The sequence below is a fragment of the Cyclobacteriaceae bacterium genome (genome assembly GCA_013141055.1).
Lineage (GTDB): Bacteria > Bacteroidota > Bacteroidia > Cytophagales > Cyclobacteriaceae > ELB16-189.
In genome coordinates this window covers 1253479-1273650 of the sequence record JABFRS010000001.1, presented here as the reverse complement: position 1 = coordinate 1273650, position 20172 = coordinate 1253479, and the positions used below count along the sequence as shown (strand labels likewise).

The following is a 20172-nucleotide window of genomic DNA, read 5'->3' as shown; positions in this document are numbered from 1 at the left end:
ACTTTCATTTTTTCATCAAAAACCTCAATCTCAAATTGATTGAGTGGATTCTTAACCATTATTACTGTAACGTAAAAAGGGTGGTTTAATATTCATGGGGATACCAAATACATCTTTTGTGTATACATGCCAGGTATAGAAACTGAACCCCCAGTTAAACCTAAACATCTTACCTATGCGAAAATTATTTACGCTCGTGGTGATTGTTTTATCTTATTTCTCCACGATCGCCCAAACTCTTCCATCAGGATTTGAGCGCGTCATTGTTGGTGGAAATCCTGCCACGATGCCCTTTCCAACTGTAATGGCGTTCGCTCCCGATGGCAGAATCTTTGTTGCTCAACAGGCTGGCGCCTTACGTGTTTTTAAAAATGATGCATTGCTCACAACGCCATTCATAACACTCACTGTCAATTCGAGCGGAGAAAGAGGTCTTATTGGTATTGCTCTCGATCCTGACTTTGCTACCAACAATTATATCTACCTATATTATACCACGGACATTGGCGGAACACACAATCGCATCAGTCGCTTTACTGCTGATGGAGATGTGGCTCTGGCAGGAAGTGAACAAATCCTTCTTGAATTAGATCCTTTAAGTATTGCAACGAATCACAATGGAGGAGCACTTGCCTTCGGTCCCGACGGAAAATTATACGTTGCCATCGGTGAAAATGGACGTGGAGCCAATGCTCAGGATCTTACCACCTATCATGGTAAGATGCTGCGTATCAATAAGGACGGATCTGCGCCTTCTGACAACCCTTTCTTTGCGACAGGAACAGAAAGAAGCAGACGCTTCTGGGCGTACGGTCTAAGGAATCCCTATACTTTTACGTTCCATCCCATTTCAGGAAGATTGCTGGTGAATGATGTTGGACAGGATACATGGGAAGAAGTTAATGATGCAACAATTGGAGGTAAAAATTATGGATGGCCTGGTTCGGAAGGAGTTACCGTAAATCCAGCCTTCACATCTCCGATCTTTGCATATGGCCATGTTGGAGCAGGTATGACCGGCTGCGCATTGACTGGTGGTGCATTTCTAAGTTCAACGACTACAAATTATCCTTCTATCTATTCTGAAAAGTACTTCATTCAGGATCATTGTTCTAATTGGATATATTATTTTGATCCGACGGAAGTAAATCCGACGGCAACATTATTTGGTTCCAACATGGGTGGTCAGGGCTTAAGTCTCTCTCTTGGTCCCGATGGAAATCTTTATTATTTGAGTCGACAGACATCACGATTGTACAGGATCGCTTATACTCCGCCGTCAACTCCACCAACGATTACATCTCAACCTCAGCCCGTGACAATTATACAGGGACAGACCGCGACATTTAACGTTTTGGCGAGCGGCTCAGTACCGTTCACGTATCAATGGCAGAAAAACGGAGTTAATATTAGTGGAGCAACAGCCCGGATTTTTACGATTAACAATGCGCAAGCAAGTGATGCAGGTCAGTATCGGGCAGTGGTGACTAATTCAGTTACCAGCGTTAGTAGTAATGAGGCTTTATTGACCGTAAACCCTCCACCGGCAATTCCCGTCATTACATTGCAGCCTGTACCAAGAACAGTTACAGCTGGACAGCCCGCAACCTTCACGGTAGAAGCAAATGGTGCAGGAGCACTAACATATCAGTGGTATAGAAATGGTTCTGCTTTGGGGGGAAGAACTCAGTCTACATTGAACATTGCTTCAACAACTGCAGGAGATGCAGGCAATTATCATGTAGATGTAATGAATGCTAATGGAAATGTCCTTAGTAATACTGTCAGTCTTACGGTGAATGTTGTTAATCAATCTCCAGCCGCACACATTGTGACACCGATATCAACTGATTTTTATAGAGCAGGCGCATTAGTACCGTTTGAGGGAACTGGTACAGACCCGGAAGACGGAACGCTACCAGCTTCGGCGTTCATGTGGGACATCCATTTTCATCATAATACACATAATCATGATCAGCCTCCTCTTCATGGAATACGATCGGGAAACTTCGATGTGCCGAATCGGGGAGAGACGTCTTCAAATGTTTGGTTCAGATTTATACTTACGGTAACGGATAGTGGCGGAAAGGAATCAAAGGATTCAGTAGATGTGTATCCGGCTTTATCAACATTGACTTTTAATACTGTACCTTCTGGATTGACGGTATTGATTGATGGTCAGCCAATGACTACGCCTTTAAGTTTTACCAGCGTTGAGGGATTGTTGCGTGATATAGGTGTTGTCGATAATCCAATCATTGGAAATGATGCGTATATTTTCAGTTCGTGGTCGGTGGGAGGATCAGCATCACAAACCATCGCTACTCCACAAAATGATGTTACTTATACTGCTAACTTCTCAATCGTTACAGGTCTTGAAGAAGAATTGTACGCACTGACAGTTTATCCCAATCCTGCAAGTGACGTAATTCATATTGCTAATGGAGATATAAGATCCATCAGTATGGTGAATTCCATTGGCAAAACAATTGAGATGGATCCTGTATATTCTGGTGATCAGACTTCAATATATGTAAGTCATCTTCCGCCAGGTGTTTATGTGCTATTTTATTCAGGTAATTCTCTTAAAGGTAAAAAGAGAGTGTTAATAAGATAAGGCATATGCTGATGAGGGCAGATCATTGATTTGTCCTCATCAGCATTAACTATACTCCGATCAACGGACTTTGTATTCCCTTAACCATTCGATTGCTCTGATGATCTTGGTGTCCTCTACGAGGTTGTCGAATTTATCTCCACCTTCTACCAGAATATCCGGTTGAATTTTGTCTTTATAAACATTGCCTTTAACATCTTTCATGTAATCTACGGATAAGTTGATTCCTGAGTTTCCATCAATCTTGAATCCATTTACTGAAGAAACCCATCCTGCTGTAGGCTCGCCTATCAGGATTGTGTTAGGACGATTTTTAAGGATGATGGCCAAGCCTTCTGCGGAACTTCCTGTCAAAGGCCCGGTGATCACGGCAACGGGAATATTAAGATGGTTCCTTGGGCAGGTTTCTTTGAAGGGAAATATGTTCTCTGATTTTCGATAGAATCCGTCCGCCCTGATCTCTTCATCGGAAGAAGTCAATCCATATTCCAGAATATTGCTGATGCCCATGAGCATTGAGAAAACGTGACCACCGCCATTGAGTCTAAGGTCAATGATCATGCCTTTTGGATTTGTTGAAAGAACCTTGCACAAGCTATCACGAAGAGCTTTCGATCTTTCTTTGGCGATCTCCTGATCAGTTGTTGGAATTCGCAGGTAGCCAATGTTATCAAAAAGCTTTGTAAAAAATCTATTGTCTTTTCTTTTAAGGGCAGCTCTGTATTCAAGCTGCCCCGGAATTTTATTCCAATCGAATTTTTCTTTCTCCCACTGGAACAGGCTGTCCTTATGTCTTACTCTTCCATGAAAATCTCCAAGCGATTTCATGAGAAATCTCATGGAGTTTCCAAGATCTTCAGGGCTCCGGGCATTCTCAGCAAGCTTGTATGCTTGTTCTGTAAGTGCGGGCCAGTCAACATTTTTTGAATTAACGGAATTCTCCTTCATGATCTCGATGGTTTTATCGATGAAGGCTTTTATTTTTTGTGATTGAGCATTAACGATAAAAGGAATGAAGAAAATTAACAGTACTATTTTTAGTTTCATAGCATGATGGTTAGAATCGGCCGTGTTACTGGTCGCTCTGCAATAGGTTACAATCCTATTCTAAAATTTTATAGAGCTGTGACGTAAAATAGGTTAGGGAATTTTTCTCCATATTGGAATTTGGAGAAAGCAGGATGATTTTAATTTATCTAGATAAAGGAATTTATCTTACTCAGAGAGTATTTCCTGATGATGAAAATAATGATTGGCAGAGGTAATTTTAGATCAACTAAGTGGTCCCGGTAGGAATCGAACCTACATCCTCAGAATCGGAATCTGAGATTCTATCCATTGAAATACGGAACCGGATTAGAATTACGAAGGCAAAGATAAATGACCTTTCCGTCATTCCAATTGGATAATTTCAATGAGGAAATATGTGAGAATTCTGACGTAAGGGATTCCCCAAATCTGCTGAAATCGCCTTACACTGGTCTGGCACCCAGTTGCTTCAATAATCGCGCATGTCCAGCCAATGCTCCCATGAAAGTTCTGGCGCTCTTGTAAGGCAAGCCAAATTCAAGAGCCGTCTCTTTTACAATGGAAGATATTTTTCTGTAATGCACGTGGCAGATATGTGGAAACAAATGATGTTCAATCTGGAAATTCAATCCTCCAACATACCATGAGAACCAACGGCTTCTGTTTCCGAAATTGGTGGTTGTCAGGAGCTGATGGATAGCCCAGTTATTTTCAAGGGAATTGTTTTCATCTGGTAGAGGAAATTCGGTTCCCTCAATTACGTGTGCGGGCTGAAAGATAATGGCAAGAATGAAGCCTGCGATGTAATGCATCATCACTACACCTGAAATTATTTGCCACCAGGCAAGGGAAGTGAATACAATAGGAATTATAAAAATGTAGCTTATATAACCAATCTTCGATCCGATTAAGATAATCCACTCTCTTACAATATTGATCTTATGCTTCTTGGCCATTCCGTTCGTCTGGTAATTATAGATGCGAACAAAATCTTTGAAGAACAACCATACGATCGTCATGAGTCCATACAGAAACCAGGCATAAATGTGCTGGTATTTGTGAATCCGTTTCCAATCTGAGTGAGGTGTCAATCGCAGTACGCCGCGTGGACTGATATCCTCATCTTCTTCATGAACATTTGTATAGGTATGGTGCAAAACATTGTGTTGCATTTTCCAATTGAATGCGTTGGCACCAATCAGATTCATGGAATAACCTAAAAGTGAATTTACCCAATCCTTCTTTGAGTAGGCGCTGTGATTAGCATCATGCATAATGGAAAGGCCAATACCTGAAAGCCCCAAACCCATTACGACCACAGATAAGATCAATGCCAGCGTTCCAGTTACAACACCTGAAACGATTAAAGCATATGGAACAAAATAAAGCGAAAACATAAAAACCGTTTTTACAATCATTTCCCCGTTGGCATGTTTTGCAAGCTTATTTCTGGTGAAATACTCGTTAACACGCTTATTAAGCGTTGCTGCGAATTCACGTTGCGTTCCGGCGAAGGATATGGTCTTTAAAGCTGACATTCTTAATTGATTCTTGAGAATTACGATAGAAAGGGAGAAAACAGATGTGTATATACAACGAATATAATGGAACAAAATTGCATTTCTGTCATGACACAAATTTAAGCTATTGGCACCTTTTCTTACGTATGTTTAAATGTTAAGAAATTGTACCCATTCACTCTGATCGTATAAGATGGGTTAACAAAAAAATTACACAAAAAATTCAGTTGAGAAGCAGATGAATCTAAAGCAATGTGATGTCAATCCATCCATTGAGTCCATCCGAAGTCTTTATATATCTGAACTGCTTATAGGATGCGAGACCTTCTGCTGTTCCGGTCACAGTGCCGATGGGTACGGCTTGGCTGTCAGCTTCGGTCAGCAGAGATGCTGGATTTCTTATTACAAATTTGTTCCCCTTTTCAGCGGTGATCACTTTGCTTTTTTCAATGAACCCTTCCCGATTGTTTGCTGTGCTCACCCGATACCAATCGCCACTTTGTCCAATCACTCTCACGTAATAATCTTTTGATAAGCTTTCCCGGACTGCAAGTTTGGTGGAAGGTCCGCTATGAATGGAAGTAATTTTTTGCTTTGTCCTGAATACAATGGATTGAAAAGAGGTATCAGGAGCAAGTTCGTTGACAAGTTTTTCCATCGTCCTGATATAAGCAATTGGATTAATGCTTTTATTCTGAAAAACTCCGAAGTGAAGATGCGATGGTGTGGTGATTGCATTTCCGGTGTTGCCAACAGTTCCCAGAACATCACCCTGTTTTACTTTCCTTCCTGCAATTGCTATCTGTGAATCAAGGTGAGCAAAATAGTATGAGTGACCTCGTTTGGTATCATTCATCCAAACAGTTTTCCCGCCAAGCACACTTGAGCTTACTCTCGTAACAACTCCATCGGTGGGGGCAATCACAAATGTTCCTTTAGGAGCAAAGATGTCAATACCTTCATGCTTCCTTTTCCCTCCATCACGTGGATCGCCATAGAAACTTCCAATTGATTTATTGGAAGCACCCTTTACCGGATTCATCAGCACAGGCGTCACACTTAACGTGATGGAATAATAAATATTGACCAATAGTTCTGGCTGAAGACGAACGATGCAGCTTCCACTTTTTGGAAGTTCGTAGGTCAGGGAAAGTGAATCACTGTAGGCGACTGTCTCCCATTTATTTTCTTTAAGTAAGAAGACGTCAATAAATAATTTTGATTTTTCTTTCGCCTTAATGGCAGAGGTCAAAGTAAGCACCTGCCCGTCTTTCACATCAAACCGATAAAACCTTGCGGATGGTTCGGAAGAAGCAAAGTAACCAGTTTCCCTAAAAGGCAGCGTCACAATAATTGAATCGTGAAGCGCCACATCTCCGGCATTCATCCATGTCTGAGCTAAGGAAGATGAGAGAAGACCTGTTTTAGTCAGCGCGTTGACATATTTTTCTCTTGGAGAAGGGTTCATTGACGTGAACGTTTGTAAAGCATTACAGCTTCCCAGCACAATTGCAATGGATAGAATGATACTACTGTTAATCGATTTTTGAATTGCCATGAACATATTTGCGCAAACAGGATGCCACTTAAAACGCTGTTGTTTACTTATTTGTTGTAGAAATAAGTCCACGGTATCGCTTACAGGAATATTGGAAAAGGAATAATTTGATTAAAAGCTCATGGAACACTGTTATCTATATATGAATTGTAAAAAAATCGTTTTATGAAAGCAAATATTCCTTTACCAGCATTATTCCGCGCATTGATTTTAATGATCGCGATGACAGCTGTTTTTATTTTTGCTACTTCCTGCAGTAAAAAAGAAGATCCCGAACCAGGCTTGACTATTACAAGTTTTCTTCCATTAACAGGAACGACTGGAACTGTTGTAACAATTTCAGGCGCAAGCTTTGACGAGACAAAAGAAAATAATACTGTTTCCTTCAATAAATTTCCTGGCGTTGTTACAGCGGCTACGGCAACGCAACTAACTGTAACGGTTCCTGATGGAGCATCTAGCGGGAAGATTGAGGTTACGACGAACGGCAAAACAGTCACCTCCAAGGAGGATTTTACGATTACACCATAAGGCCGGAACATCGGAAATTCACCGCTTATAAATCATTCAAAAAATAGACTTCTCATCTGATTTCTATTTAACTTACCAGTCTGTCCACGTTGGTTAATACCCCGATCGCGTGTTTTCACATTAAACTGCGTAATGAAGATATTGATGCTTGGCTGGGAATTTCCCCCGCTTTTTACCGGAGGCTTGGGGGTGGCAACGTATGGCATCGTGAAGTCACTGAATCAATATTCTCAGATTCGACTGATCATACCAACAGCAGGCGATGCTTCTGATCTGGAAGATGTTAACATCATAGGTCTCAACAAGCTTACAAAAGAGGAAATTGATATAGAAAGTATTCAATTCGAAATTGAATTTGACAATACCCGTGTTGAAAAAATCCCTCTTCAGATAAGTCCTTATCATTTCACAAATGCGTCATTCAGTGGTTTTTTTGGTTCGAATGACCATCCGGAAAGCGATCAGAAAATCGATGTAATCAGGTCAATATTCTCCGGACGTGACATGTATGGATTTAACGTCATGCACAAGGTTCATTTGTTTGCATTGCTTTCAGCTGAAATCGCTTCGGATGGAGACTTTGATATTATCCATGCGCACGACTGGGTGACATATCCTGCTGCAGTCAGAATTAAAAAGCAAAGTGGTAAGCCATTGGTAGTTCATGTCCATGCTCTCGAAACAGATCGCGTTGGAGACACCGTTCGCAATGATATTTATTGGATGGAACGCGATGGATTGCTTGAAGCAGACTCCATCGTCGCTGTCAGTGAATACACAAAAGAGCAGATCGTTAAACATTATGAAATAGACCCGTCAAAAATTTCTGTCGTTCATAATGGAATTGAACCCATACCAGTAAAACGATCCGTTCATAAACTAAAGGATAAGCTTGTGATTTTTCTGGGAAGGATTACTTCTCAGAAGGGCCCTAATTTTTTACTGGAGACAGCTGAAAAAGTTGTTCGTGTCTATCCAAGAGTGAAATTTGTAGTGGCTGGTACGGGCGATCAGTTTGGGCATTTACTGGAATCAACTGCTTATAGAAAGCTGGGGAGTAAATTTATCTTCACTGGATTTTTATCAAAGACAAAAGTGAATGAATTACTCTCCATGGCAGATGCATACTTTATGCCTTCCGTATCAGAACCTTTTGGATTGACTGCCCTGGAAGCTGCGCATCATAAAGTTCCTGCTGTAATATCTTCTCAATCAGGAGCAGCAGAAGTAATGAAGGGATCCTTGCAGGCCGATTTCTGGGATACGGATAAGTATGCCAACTATATTCACGCAATACTTAAATACCCTGCTTTGGGCAAAATTTTATCAGACCGCGCAGCTCTTGAGTTGAATGATCTCACCTGGGATCATGCTGCCAAAAAACTAAGAAACGTTTACGATACACTTTTACAGGAATCATAATTCATTTTATATGCCTTCGATTTGTTTTTATTTCCAGGTACATCAACCATTTCGTCTCACAGATTATGATGTATTTAAAATAGGACACAATCATTTCTATGAAGACGAGTCAAAAAATGTTGAGATCCTGGATCGCGTTGCAAGAAAATGTTACCTGCCTGCGAATGAGACGATGCTGCGACTTATCGATCAGCATAAGGGTGATTTCAAAATCTCATATTCATTAAGTGGCGCTGTGATCGAGCAATTCGAAAAGTACCGTCCTGATGTGCTGCAATCTTTTCAGGAATTGGCAAGAACCGGCTGTGTTGAATTTCTTTCCGAAACATACTACCACTCATTAAGCTACTTGTACTCAAAGGCAGAATTCCTTCGTCAGATTGCGAGACACAGAGCCAAGATCAAGGATCATTTTAATCAAGAACCGGCAGTATTCAGAAATACTGAGCTAATCTATAATAATGAGATTGCCAATTTTATTTCAGAACAGGGTTACAAAGGAATTATCTGTGAAGGACTTGATCATCACCTCGGTCACCGAAGTCCTAATTTTCTTTACCATCCTCCGGGCAATCCCAATATTAAATGCTTATTGAAGAATTATAAACTCTCTGATGACATTGCCTTCCGATTTTCAAATAAAGCCTGGGATGAGTGGCCTTTGACGACTTCAAAATTTGCAAAGTGGGTTCATCAGGTTGCGGGCAATGGAGAAGTAATCAACTTGTTCATGGATTACGAAACTTTCGGTGAGCACCAATGGCCAGAGACAGGCATCTTCGATTTTCTTGCTCACCTTCCCAGAGAGATTATTCAGCACGGTGATTTTAATTTCAAGACACCTTCTGAAGTTATTCAGATGTACGATGCAAGAGGAGAGTATGATGTTCATCAGCTAAGTTCCTGGGCAGACATGGAGCGGGATCTTTCAGCCTGGTTGGGCAATGGTTTGCAGCACGACGCCATGGAAAGGATATATAAACTTGAGGAGGCTATTCACACAACAAAAGACGGAGACCTGATGGATCGTTGGGCGAAACTCACTACCTCAGATCATTTCTATTATATGTGCACAAAATACTGGAATGATGGTGACGTGCATAAGTACTTCAGTCACTACAACACGCCATACGATGCATATATTAATTATATGAATATCCTGACAGATCTGGAGCATACACTGGAAATTCATAATTCAGGGAATTGAAAGAATTTTGGGCATTACACAACCATCATAGCAAATAGTATCGTATGTCATTTGGGTGACACTAAAATACGCTCTGATTTTTCATTTTTGACGTAAACCTCCGAAATGCCGCTCCGAATAATATTTATTGTGTTATCAGTGATTTTGAGTTCGCAAGCGTTCTCACAGTCTAAAGCAGAAAATAGTCTTGATGCTACCATAGCATTTGCAAAATTTCAGGGTAGTGTGGCCATCCATTACTCTCATATGTGGAAACTGGGAAAGGCCCAGAAATTTTCAATGGGAGTGGGGGCCCGGTTTACATCCTATCTTGGAGCCAATCAATACTATGTAACAGCTCCAGCCGAACTTACATCTGAAAGTACAAGTCCTCTTATCTTTTTCAAGGACAACATTGAGAAGAATATGGACACTCTTTTGATCAGCTCGCCGCAGGTGAATATGATTAACATCAGTATAAATATGCAATATCAGGTTTCTTCAAGGATGTCAGCAGGATTTAATATTGATGCACTTGGTTTTTCTTTCGGTGGATCCAGGAATGGAAACTATATCAATGGCTATACTGGAAAGAATACCCAGGCAAGCCCCACAGCATTTAATGTTTTATTGATAAGTGACAATGATCGTGGAAGTCTTAACTCTGAGATTTTTGCAAAATATAAGGTGAATGATAAGTGGGGTATAAAGGCGGGTTTGCAGTTCCTGTTTACAGAATATACGACAGATACAAAGGTTCAGCAATTCCCTTCAGAAAATGATCGCTTTAGAGTTAAGTCGTTTATGTTTGGATTGGGAGTAAGTTATAAGCTTTAAAAATACACTATGAAGACAAGCTGCATTATAATTCTCATCGCTTTGCTCAGTGCATGTCAACCTGAACTCACGACACCTGTTAATCCTGCAGATGCATCCAATGTGGATCTTACAGGTCTTACTCCTCTGAAGTCAGGAATGTTTGTAGGTATTGGAGGACATACTGCAGCGGGCACTGTTCTTATTTATGAAAAGAATAGTAAAAAGTATATTGTTTTTGATCCGTACTCATCTCAGGCTGGTCCTGATCTAAAAGTCTATCTTAGTAAAGACGAGAATGCATCTGACTATATCAGAGTGGGTAAGCTTCAATCTACTACTGGAAGACAAACCTATGAAGTGGTCGGCAATCCTGAAATTGACCAATACCCTTTTGTGCACATCTGGTGCGAACAGTTTTCTGTTGAATTTGCCAGAGCTCCTTTGAATTAAAACACGCAAGTTCTCCTTGTTTCTTTCTGAATTGTGAATTCTCTTCACCAGGGAAATCGTATTCTTTTTGTTTGTATTTTTAACAACGCTGGAATTGAATAATCGATAGCGTTAACAAATGCCATACAGAAGTTCCGAATGGTTTGGGAAAAAGGATAAGATGGGATTCATCTATCGAAGCTGGATGAAGAACCAGGGTTTTCCGGAAGATATGTTTGATGGGCGACCTGTAATTGGAATTTGTAATACATGGTCTGAGCTCACACCCTGCAATGCTCACCTGCGTGACCTTGCGGAATCTGTTAAGCGTGGAGTGTTGGAAGCTGGTGGCTTTCCTGTTGAATTCCCAATTATGTCATTGGGGGAAACACTTCTCAAACCAACGGCAATGCTGTTTCGAAATCTCGCCAGTATGGATGCGGAAGAATCTATTCGTGGAAATCCAATAGATGGCGTTGTACTATTGACGGGTTGCGATAAAACCACTCCTTCTACATTAATGGGTGCGGCGAGTGTCGACCTGCCAACGATCGTTGTTCCTGGCGGTCCGATGCTGAATGGGAAATATCGTGGTAAAGATATTGGCTCCGGCACAGACGTATGGAAATTTACAGATGATCTTACTACGGGTAAGATGTCATATGAAGATTATGCTTACGCTGAAAGCTGTATGTCCAGAAGTCACGGGCATTGTATGACGATGGGGACCGCATCAACAATGGCGTGCATGGTGGAAGCATTGGGCATGAGCTTATCAGGTGCTGCGGCAATTCCTGCTGTGGATGCCAGAAAGAAAGTTCTCGCCCAGTTGTCAGGAAGAAGAATTGTAGAGATGGTGAAAGAGGATCTCCGGATTTCAAAAATATTGACACGTGAAGCGTTTGAAAATGCTATTAAGGTAAATGCAGCCGTTGGAGGATCGTCAAATTTTATAATTCATCTTACTGCTATTGCCGGTCGAATTGGAGTTAAGCTTGATCTTGAGGATTTTGATAAGCTTGGAAGTCGCATTCCCTTGCTGTTAAATCTTATGCCTTCCGGAAAGTTTCTCATGGAAGATTTTTATTATGCTGGAGGATTACCTGTTATCATAAATGAACTGAAGGCTCAACTTCATATGAACGCCGTTACAGTAACCGGCAGGTCACATGCGGAAAATGTTAAGGCAGGATGTGAATGCTATAATCATGAAGTTATTACTTCCTATGATCAGCCTCTTATCAAGGAGGCGGGCATAATAGTCCTTAAAGGAAATCTTGCTGTCAACGGTGCTGTTATGAAGCCATCCGCAGCAACGTCAGCGCTCATGCAGCATAGGGGACGTGCAGTTGTATTTGAAAATATCGAAGATTACCATGCGCGTGTGAATGATCCCAATCTGGACATTGATGAAACATGTGTGATGGTGTTGAAATCAGTAGGCCCTGTTGGCTATCCTGGAATGCCGGAAGTTGGGAATATGGCATTGCCTAAAAAATTGCTTGATAAAGGAATTACTGATATGGTCAGAATTTCTGATGGAAGAATGAGCGGCACTGCATTTGGCACCGTTATTCTTCACGTCTCACCGGAGTCTGCCATTGGTGGAGATCTTGCCCTCGTTAAGAATGGAGATATGATAGAGCTTGATGTGAAGAAAAGACTCATTCAACTTGATGTTTCGGAGGAGGAACTGGCAAGAAGAAGATCCTTATGGAAAAAATCTGAACAGGTGGTTGAGCGGGGTTATGTTAATCTTTATGTCAATCACGTACAGCAGGCAGACAAAGGTGCTGATCTTGATTTTTTGGTGGGCGGATCAGGAAGTAAAGTAACGAGAGACTCTCACTAAATATCTTATGATTGCAACGCTGGATATTCCTTTCGATTCAAATTCATCTTTTCTCAAGGGGCCTGCCCTTGCGCCTTCCAAAATTCGTGAAGCATTTCATTCTGACTCAGCAAATTATTTCTCAGAGAATTTTATTGACTTGAAGAGTCATTCTGGCGTAAAGGATCTCGGGCCTCTGAATTTTTCAGAGAATACTCATTTCTCTGATGTTATTACCAGTGCAGTTAAGGAAGTGCTTTCGAATTATGACAAAATTCTCTCCCTTGGAGGTGATCACTCCATTACTTACCCTATTATAAGAGGAGTTGCCAGCAAATACAAAGACTTAACCATTCTTCATATTGATGCACATCCCGATCTTTATGAGAATTTCGAAGGCAATAGATTTTCTCATGCAAGCCCTTTTGCCCGGATTATGGAGGAAGGACTTGCTACAAGATTGGTTCAGGTTGGAATTCGGACCATGAGTCAGCACCAGCGGGAACAGGCCGAGAAGTATGGGGTTGAAGTTATTCATATGAAAAATTTTAACCCACAGCATCGCTTTAACTTCAGAGGGCCGGTATATGTTTCCCTTGATATTGACGCTATCGATCCTGCTTTTGCGCCAGGAGTTTCTCATCATGAGCCAGGAGGACTTTCCTCGAGAGAGGTTATTTCCATACTTCAGAATCTTTCACCAACCGTCATAGGAGCGGATCTTGTTGAGTTTAATCCAATACGCGATCCATCCGGAATTACCGCAATGCTTGCTGCAAAACTTTATAAAGAATTACTCGATCTTTTGCTGCGCTCAGAGCAATAGGGTATTTTGCCTTTATGTCCCGAAGATTATTTTTCCTCTTAGTAAATCTTTGCAGTGGGGCAGCTTGCTTTGCGCAAACAATCGAATACGATTTAATACTCAGGCATGGAACTGTTTATGATGGTTACGGTGGAAATCCAATTGTAACTGACATAGCGATCAATGCTGATACAATCGCCGCCATTGGTGATCTGTCTTCAAAAAAAGCAAAAAAAGAAATTGATGCAACCGGACTAGCGGTTGCTCCTGGATTCATTAATATGCTGAGTTGGGCTGATGGAACCTTGCTGGAGGATGGAAAAGGTGTCAGCGACATTAAGCAAGGAATCACTCTTGAAGTTTTTGGTGAAGGATTAAGTCCAGGACCACGAAAGAGAAAGCCGGGAAGCAAACTCTGGACAACCCTCAATGGGTACTTTGAACATCTCGAAAAAGAAATGATTAGTCCCAACGTTGCATCGTTCGTCGGAGCAACCACAATCCGTGATTACGTTATTGGTCAACAGAACAGAAAGCCGACTGCTGTCGAAATGATTCAGATGAAGAATCTCGTGAAGCAGGCAATGGAAGAGGGTGCGATGGGGATTGGCTCTTCACTGATCTATGCTCCCGCTACATTTGCGACCACAGAAGAGCTGATTGAATTATGTAAGATCGCCTCTCAATATAATGGGATGTACATCACACACATGAGAAGTGAGAGTGATAAAGTTCTTGAAGCCATCAATGAGGTCATCAGAATTTCCAAGGATGCAAAACTACCCGCAGAAATTTATCATCTTAAGATCAATCAGCAGCGTAACTGGCCAAAGATCGATGCTGTTCTTTTTAAAATAGACAGTGCTCAGAAAAGGGGATTGAACATTACGGCCAATATTTATCCATACGCTGCAAGTGCTACTGGTTTAAAGGAAAGAATTCCAATATGGGCACAAGAGGGAGGAATTGTTGAACTCCGTGCAAGAATTCGGAAGCCCGATCTGAGGAAAAGAATATTATATGAAATGGAAAATGGAATTCCCTCAAAAAATTCTGACGCAAGGGATGTTATGTTATTGAATTTTAAGAAAGACTCACTTAATATTCTTTACAAAGGTAAGCGCCTTGACCAGGTGGCAATGCTTCATGGAAAGAATGCTGATGAAACGGTGCTTGATCTGTTGCTGGCGGATCAATCATCCATCGGTGCGGTTTATTTTCTTATCTCCGAATCAAACATGAACAGGATGCTGCAGCAGCCTTATGTGAGTTTCGGAACAGATGCCGGCGCCATTGCTTTGACACCAAATTTCACAGACAAAGGTACTCATCCCAGGGCATACGGGACCTTTCCACGAGTGCTTGGAAAATATGTTCGTGACGAGAAACTTTTGACTCTTCAGGAAGCAATCAGAAGAATGACCACTCTTCCTGCAGTCCATTTAAAAATAAAAAAGAGGGGAGCATTGAAACCTGGAAACTTTGGAGACGTTGTAGTGTTCAATCCAGAAAAAATTCAGGACCACGCGACTTTTGAAAACCCGCATCAATATTCCACAGGAATGATTCATGTGTTTGTTAATGGTATTCAGGTTTTAAAAGATGGCGAACATACTGGAGAAAAACCAGGTCGTGCGGTGAGAGGCCCTGGGTGGAAGAAAAATAAAAAATGAAAGACCTATTCTCAAAGCAAGCCAGCTGTTATGCCGCTTTTCGTCCGACATACCCAAAAGAACTTTATGATTTTATTCTCAGCAATGTAAAGCTGAAAGAATGCGCATGGGATTGTGGAACAGGCAACGGACAAGTCGCAAGGGATCTGGCACCATACTTTAAAAATGTAAAAGCCACCGACAGTAGCGTCAAACAGATAGAGAAGGCTTTAAAAGGTCCTGATATAGATTACTCAGTGTCAGCTGCTGAAAGAACTCCATTTAAAGATTCGGTTTTTGATCTTATTACTGTGGGGCAAGCTATTCACTGGTTTAATATTGATGAATTTTATAAAGAAGTTCAGCGTGTGGGAAAGCAAGACGCATTATTGGCAGTATGGGGATATAGTCTATTGAAAATCGACAAACCCATTGACGAACTTGTCCTGGATTTTTATGTGAATATCATTGGACCTTATTGGGATTCAGAAAGAAAGCTGGTGGATCAGCATTATAAAACAATTCCCTTCTTAAAAGATGAGATCAGTTGTCCAGAGTTTTCATTTAAATTCTCATGGACGATTTCTGAATTACAGGGATACTTGTCAACTTGGTCATCGGTTCAGAAATATGTCCAGGTCAATCAGATGGATCCGGTAGAGGATCTGATAAGAAAGATAAGGCCATTATGGAAATCTGAAAAAGTGGAAATTAGATTCCCGCTTTTTATGCGATGTGGCAGAATAAGAAAATAATTCAGATTGGTTTAAGCATAAAGAGCTTCCTTTTGCTCCGCGACTCTCTCGCTTTCAATATATTCATCGTAAGTCATCAGCTTGTCGATAAATCCATTGGGTGAAATTTCCACGATACGAGTGGCTACAGTCTGGGTAAACTCGTGATCGTGAGAAGTAAACAGCACAGTGCCTGGGAAATCTTTCAATGCATTGTTAAATGCAGTGATGGATTCCAGATCAAGATGATTGGTTGGTTCATCCAAAATTAGAAGGTTCCCCTGGGCAAGCATCATGCGTGAGATCATGCACCGCATTTTTTCTCCTCCTGAAAGTACCGATGATTTTTTGAATACTTCTTCTCCTGAGAAAAGCATCTTGCCAAGAAATCCACGAATATAAACCTCATCTTTATTCTCCTCGGCGGCAAATTGCCGAAGCCAATCCACAAGATTTTCATCTGATTTGAAATAGGCCTCATTGTTGGATGGAAGAGAAGCTGTTGTTATGGTTTGACCAAATTTAAATTCTCCCGCATCTTGTCTTTGCTCCCTGGAAAGGATTTGAAATAAGGCAGTTACTGCCTGGCTGTCTTTGCTGAGAACGGCGATCTTTTCACCCTTGTTTACAAAGAGATCAAGGTTTTTGAATAGTACTGACCCATTGCCAGAGGCACTCAGATTTTCAATCTGCAAAATCTGATCACCTGCGGTACGAGCTTGTTGGAAAATAATTGCTGGATATCTTCTTGTTGAGGCTTGAATATCATCAACATTGATCTTCTCAAGTAATTTTCTTCTGCTGGTTGCCTGTCTTGATTTTGATGCGTTTGCACTGAAGCGGGCAATAAACTCCTGAAGCTCCGCTTTCTTTTCAGTTGCTTTTTTATTTGCAGATGAACGTTGAGCCAATGCAAGCTGACTGGATTGATACCAAAAGGAATAATTTCCGGTATATAATTTTACTGCATTGAAATCGATATCAACTATGTGTGTACAAACGGTATCCAAAAAGTGACGATCGTGAGATACTACAATGACGGTGTTCTTGAATTCCAATAGAAAATCCTCAAGCCAGGTGATCGTCTTAAGATCAAGATCATTGGTAGGCTCATCCAGAATAAGAATGTCAGGATTTCCGAAAATAGCTTGTGCAAGGAGTACTCGCACTTTTAAATTTCCACTTAGCTCTTTAAGAAGTTTAGTGTGATCATCTTCTGTGATTCCAAGGCCACTTAAAAGTGCAGCTGCATCTGATTGTGCATTCCAGCCATTCATTTCTGCAAACTCACCTTCGAGTTCGGAACTGCGAATTCCATCGGCTTCAGAGAAATCTGGCTTGGCATAGATAGCATCTTTTTCCTGCATGATGCTCCACAATTTCCCATGGCCCATCATTACAGTATCCAGCACAGGAACTTCATCGAATTCATAATGATTCTGTCTCAGTACAGCCATCCTTTTTCCAGGGTCGATACTCACGCTTCCTCTGGTGGGATCAATGTCCCCTGCAAGGATTTTTAAAAAGGTCGACTTGCCGGCACCGTTTGCACCGATGACTCCGTAGCAATTTCCGTTGACGAACTTCAGGTTCACCTCATCGAACAGCACGCGTTTTCCAAACTGAAGAGATACGTTATTGGCAGCAATCATGGCTTTTTAAAGAAATTAGGGCGCAAAAATACAAAATTTTTCTCCTTTGATGTGATGGAATTGCGATGCGTCCTCTTCTTATTTTAACAGGGAATTTAATTGCCTAATTTTTCTTTCCGACAATCTCACGGAAGCTCTCTTTGCCTTCTAAGGTCTTCTTTAAATTCTCAATAAGCCTAATAGCACGGTCAATACGGAGCTGACTGACTTTGACCTGAGATACATAGTAAATGATGTATCTCTGCTTGCCCATTGGGAGCATATGAAACCGTCGGCTGCCTTCTTTATCCTGTTTCAGTAAACTTTTCAATTCCGCTGACATCTCCATGCCATACTTACTCTCATCTTTTACCAGTGTAACGTTGATCTCGGTTCCAACTTCGGCATTCAGTTCTTTTAATATCTTTTTATTGAGACTTATGTATGCACTTCCTTGTTTGAGAGCAACCAGTCCACATTGCCATGATACTGTTTTATTCACGGTACAGATTAGCCGAAGTTTAAAATTACCTCCAAGTTTTTCGACTATCGCTTTTGACACCTCTATGTAAGACATCTTTAAATGCTCAAGAGGCTTGATGCGTGTTTTGAACTTGACAGAAGATGGCATAGCACTAAAATTACATGAGCTTCGCGAATCTTCAAATCCTGAACCTTCAAATTCATTATAATATTCACTATCTTCATTCACCTCAAATGAATCCATATGAAACCTCTATTCTTGCTCCTTGTCTTAACTGTGATGTTCTGCTCCTGTCAAAAGAAAAAGTATGACCTTATCATAAAAGGAGGGACTGTTTATGACGGTTCAGGAAACCCAGGAGTCGTTTCAGATATAGGTGTTAATGCAGACACCGTTGCTTTTATTGGTGATCTGTCTGGCGCGATAGGTACGATAGAAACGGATGCGAGAGGATTAGCCGTCGCTCCTGGTTTCATCAATATGATGAGCCATGCAGAAGTTTCTCTATTGATCGATGGCAATTCTCAAAGTGATATTCGTCAGGGTGTAACACTTGAGGTGCTGGGAGAAGGATCAATGGGGCCGTTAAATGATAGAATGAAAAAAGATTACATGGATCAGATGAAAAGAAATCCTGACTGGAAGTTTGACATTGACTGGACAACGTTTGGTGAATATCTGGAATCACTTCAGCGAAGAGGCATAACACCTAATGTGGCTGCATTTGTAGGACTGAATACAATCCGTATTAATCAGCTTGCTTACGAAAATCGTGCTCCTAATCCTGAAGAGCTCGAAAAGATGAAAGAGCTTGTGAAACAGTCAATGAAAGAAGGTGCAATGGGAGCTACCTGTGCTCTGATTTATGCTCCCGATAATTATGCTACAACAGAGGAACTTATTGAGTTGAGTAAGGTAGCAGCTTCATATGGTGGTATGTATATTTCCCACATGCGAAGTGAAGGCAACAATATTCTTGCTGCGGTGGATGAAACTATTCGAATAGCAAGGGAAGCAAAAATTCCGGCTGAGATTTATCATTTGAAAATGGGAGGGAAGTCAAACTGGGGAAAGCTTGATTCTGTTATTGCAAAAATTGATAAAGCAAATAAGTCCGGACTTCGCATAACCGCTGATATGTATAACTATACTGCCGGGGCAACAGGTTTGGACGCATCTATGCCACCATGGGTTCAGGAAGGTGGTATTAATGAATGGATCAAAAGATTAAAAAACCCAACGATTCGTAAGAAAGTCCTTCTCGAAATGCGAACACCAACTGATCAATGGGAAAACCTACTGCTAAATGCAGGCAGTGCTGAGAGGGTATTGCTACTAGGATTCACAAATGATTCTTTAAAGCGCTATACCGGCAAAACTCTGGCAGAGGTAGCTAAGACATATGGAAAAAGTCCTGAAGAAACAGCGATGGATCTCGTGATCACGGACAGCACACGTGTAGAGACTGCCTATTTTCTGATGAGTGAGGAAAATATCAGGCGCCAGATTGCGTTGCCTTACCTGAGTTTTGGATCGGATGCTGGATCCCCAACGGCCGAAGGAATGTTCCTGAAGTATAAGGATCACCCAAGGGCATATGGAAATTTTTCAAGGTTACTTGCCAAGTACGTAAGGGATGAGAAAGTCATCTCCCTGGAGGAGGCAATCCGGAAACTCACATCGCTGCCTGCTGGAAATTTGAAAATTAAGAAACGTGGATTGTTGAAGCCCGGTTATTTTGCGGATGTAGTTGTTTTTGATCCTGCAAAAATTCAGGATCATGCTACCTTTGAGAATCCCCATCAATATAGTACGGGTGTTCAACATGTTTTTGTGAATGGAACACAGGTATTGAAAGAAGGTCAACATACAAATGAAAAACCCGGCATGATTGTTCGGGGTCCTAGTTATGCTAAGTAGTTCA

Annotated in this window: 16 protein-coding genes and 1 tRNA gene; 11 read left to right on the top strand and 6 right to left on the bottom strand. The window is 41.2% G+C overall.

All coding sequences use genetic code 11. From position 1 onward, the window contains the following. Nucleotides 1-175: 175 nt before the first annotated feature. Nucleotides 176-2617 (top strand): T9SS type A sorting domain-containing protein, encoded by a 2442-nt coding sequence (locus HOP08_05525; GenBank protein ID NOT74369.1) that lies wholly within the window; start codon nucleotides 176-178, stop codon nucleotides 2615-2617. A 60-nt stretch (nucleotides 2618-2677) separates the two neighbouring features. Here the strand turns inward: HOP08_05525 and HOP08_05520 are convergent, their stop codons facing one another. The 4 genes from HOP08_05520 to HOP08_05505 all read right to left on the bottom strand — a co-directional run bounded on the left by HOP08_05520 (nucleotide 2678) and on the right by HOP08_05505 (nucleotide 6724). Then, complete coding sequence (locus HOP08_05520; GenBank protein ID NOT74368.1) at nucleotides 2678-3664, bottom strand: hypothetical protein; 987 nt, start codon at nucleotides 3662-3664, stop codon at nucleotides 2678-2680. A 234-nt stretch (nucleotides 3665-3898) separates the two neighbouring features. Then, nucleotides 3899-3970, bottom strand: a tRNA-Arg gene (locus HOP08_05515). 119 nt (nucleotides 3971-4089) lie between these two features. Next, nucleotides 4090-5184: an acyl-CoA desaturase gene (locus HOP08_05510; GenBank protein ID NOT74367.1), complete on the bottom strand. Its 1095-nt coding sequence runs from the start codon at nucleotides 5182-5184 to the stop codon at nucleotides 4090-4092. A 226-nt stretch (nucleotides 5185-5410) separates the two neighbouring features. Next, complete coding sequence (locus HOP08_05505) at nucleotides 5411-6724, bottom strand: M23 family metallopeptidase (protein ID NOT74366.1); 1314 nt, start codon at nucleotides 6722-6724, stop codon at nucleotides 5411-5413. A 165-nt stretch (nucleotides 6725-6889) separates the two neighbouring features. Between HOP08_05505 and HOP08_05500 the strand changes: the two genes are divergently transcribed. From HOP08_05500 to HOP08_05460, 9 genes are all read left to right on the top strand, one after another. Then, nucleotides 6890-7255: a hypothetical protein gene (locus HOP08_05500; GenBank protein NOT74365.1), complete on the top strand. Its 366-nt coding sequence runs from the start codon at nucleotides 6890-6892 to the stop codon at nucleotides 7253-7255. A gap of 132 nt (nucleotides 7256-7387) precedes the next feature. Beyond that, the gene (locus HOP08_05495; GenBank protein ID NOT74364.1) at nucleotides 7388-8677 is read left to right on the top strand and encodes a glycosyltransferase; all 1290 of its coding nucleotides are present in this window, start codon (nucleotides 7388-7390) and stop codon (nucleotides 8675-8677) included. A gap of 10 nt (nucleotides 8678-8687) precedes the next feature. After that, nucleotides 8688-9884: a polysaccharide deacetylase family protein gene (locus tag HOP08_05490; GenBank protein NOT74363.1), complete on the top strand. Its 1197-nt coding sequence runs from the start codon at nucleotides 8688-8690 to the stop codon at nucleotides 9882-9884. 105 nt (nucleotides 9885-9989) lie between these two features. Then, nucleotides 9990-10700 (top strand): hypothetical protein, encoded by a 711-nt coding sequence (locus tag HOP08_05485; GenBank protein NOT74362.1) that lies wholly within the window; start codon nucleotides 9990-9992, stop codon nucleotides 10698-10700. Between the two features lie 9 nt (nucleotides 10701-10709). Further along, the gene (locus HOP08_05480) at nucleotides 10710-11132 is read left to right on the top strand and encodes a DM13 domain-containing protein (protein ID NOT74361.1); all 423 of its coding nucleotides are present in this window, start codon (nucleotides 10710-10712) and stop codon (nucleotides 11130-11132) included. A gap of 118 nt (nucleotides 11133-11250) precedes the next feature. Next, nucleotides 11251-12963, top strand: coding sequence for a dihydroxy-acid dehydratase (locus HOP08_05475; protein NOT74360.1), 1713 nt, complete (start codon nucleotides 11251-11253; stop codon nucleotides 12961-12963). 7 nt (nucleotides 12964-12970) lie between these two features. Beyond that, the gene (gene speB / locus HOP08_05470; GenBank protein ID NOT74359.1) at nucleotides 12971-13768 is read left to right on the top strand and encodes an agmatinase; all 798 of its coding nucleotides are present in this window, start codon (nucleotides 12971-12973) and stop codon (nucleotides 13766-13768) included. A gap of 14 nt (nucleotides 13769-13782) precedes the next feature. Beyond that, nucleotides 13783-15420: a D-aminoacylase gene (locus tag HOP08_05465; GenBank protein ID NOT74358.1), complete on the top strand. Its 1638-nt coding sequence runs from the start codon at nucleotides 13783-13785 to the stop codon at nucleotides 15418-15420. After that, nucleotides 15417-16154 carry a class I SAM-dependent methyltransferase gene (locus tag HOP08_05460; GenBank protein NOT74357.1) on the top strand — a complete coding sequence of 246 codons (738 nt, stop codon included), beginning with the start codon at nucleotides 15417-15419 and terminating at the stop codon, nucleotides 16152-16154. The genes HOP08_05465 and HOP08_05460 overlap by 4 nt, the downstream gene beginning before the upstream one ends. Nucleotides 16155-16165: 11 nt before the next feature. Here the strand turns inward: HOP08_05460 and HOP08_05455 are convergent, their stop codons facing one another. Both HOP08_05455 and HOP08_05450 read right to left on the bottom strand, forming a co-directional pair. Next, nucleotides 16166-17785, bottom strand: a complete 1620-nt coding sequence (locus HOP08_05455; protein NOT74356.1) for an ATP-binding cassette domain-containing protein — start codon at nucleotides 17783-17785, stop codon at nucleotides 16166-16168. Nucleotides 17786-17888: 103 nt separating this feature from the next. Then, nucleotides 17889-18395, bottom strand: coding sequence for a DUF1905 domain-containing protein (locus tag HOP08_05450; GenBank protein NOT74355.1), 507 nt, complete (start codon nucleotides 18393-18395; stop codon nucleotides 17889-17891). A gap of 96 nt (nucleotides 18396-18491) precedes the next feature. On the opposite strand from HOP08_05450, the gene HOP08_05445 reads away from it, so the two are divergent. After that, entirely contained in the window at nucleotides 18492-20168 is a 1677-nt protein-coding gene (locus HOP08_05445; GenBank protein NOT74354.1) for a D-aminoacylase, read from the top strand. Nucleotides 20169-20172: the final 4 nt, after the last annotated feature.

Excerpts from the sequence above, each read along its gene's own strand:
- HOP08_05525 (NOT74369.1), top strand. The coding sequence starts at position 176 with ATGCGAAAATTATTTACGCTCGTGGTGATTGTTTTATCTTATTTCTCC.
- HOP08_05520 (NOT74368.1), bottom strand. The coding sequence starts at position 3,664 with ATGAAACTAAAAATAGTACTGTTAATTTTCTTCATTCCTTTTATCGTT.
- HOP08_05510 (NOT74367.1), bottom strand. The coding sequence starts at position 5,184 with ATGTCAGCTTTAAAGACCATATCCTTCGCCGGAACGCAACGTGAATTC.
- HOP08_05505 (NOT74366.1), bottom strand. The coding sequence starts at position 6,724 with ATGGCAATTCAAAAATCGATTAACAGTAGTATCATTCTATCCATTGCA.
- HOP08_05500 (NOT74365.1), top strand. The coding sequence starts at position 6,890 with ATGAAAGCAAATATTCCTTTACCAGCATTATTCCGCGCATTGATTTTA.
- HOP08_05495 (NOT74364.1), top strand. The coding sequence starts at position 7,388 with ATGAAGATATTGATGCTTGGCTGGGAATTTCCCCCGCTTTTTACCGGA.
- HOP08_05490 (NOT74363.1), top strand. The coding sequence starts at position 8,688 with ATGCCTTCGATTTGTTTTTATTTCCAGGTACATCAACCATTTCGTCTC.
- HOP08_05485 (NOT74362.1), top strand. The coding sequence starts at position 9,990 with ATGCCGCTCCGAATAATATTTATTGTGTTATCAGTGATTTTGAGTTCG.
- HOP08_05480 (NOT74361.1), top strand. The coding sequence starts at position 10,710 with ATGAAGACAAGCTGCATTATAATTCTCATCGCTTTGCTCAGTGCATGT.
- HOP08_05475 (NOT74360.1), top strand. The coding sequence starts at position 11,251 with ATGCCATACAGAAGTTCCGAATGGTTTGGGAAAAAGGATAAGATGGGA.
- speB (NOT74359.1), top strand. The coding sequence starts at position 12,971 with ATGATTGCAACGCTGGATATTCCTTTCGATTCAAATTCATCTTTTCTC.
- HOP08_05465 (NOT74358.1), top strand. The coding sequence starts at position 13,783 with ATGTCCCGAAGATTATTTTTCCTCTTAGTAAATCTTTGCAGTGGGGCA.
- HOP08_05460 (NOT74357.1), top strand. The coding sequence starts at position 15,417 with ATGAAAGACCTATTCTCAAAGCAAGCCAGCTGTTATGCCGCTTTTCGT.
- HOP08_05455 (NOT74356.1), bottom strand. The coding sequence starts at position 17,785 with ATGATTGCTGCCAATAACGTATCTCTTCAGTTTGGAAAACGCGTGCTG.
- HOP08_05450 (NOT74355.1), bottom strand. The coding sequence starts at position 18,395 with ATGCCATCTTCTGTCAAGTTCAAAACACGCATCAAGCCTCTTGAGCAT.
- HOP08_05445 (NOT74354.1), top strand. The coding sequence starts at position 18,492 with ATGAAACCTCTATTCTTGCTCCTTGTCTTAACTGTGATGTTCTGCTCC.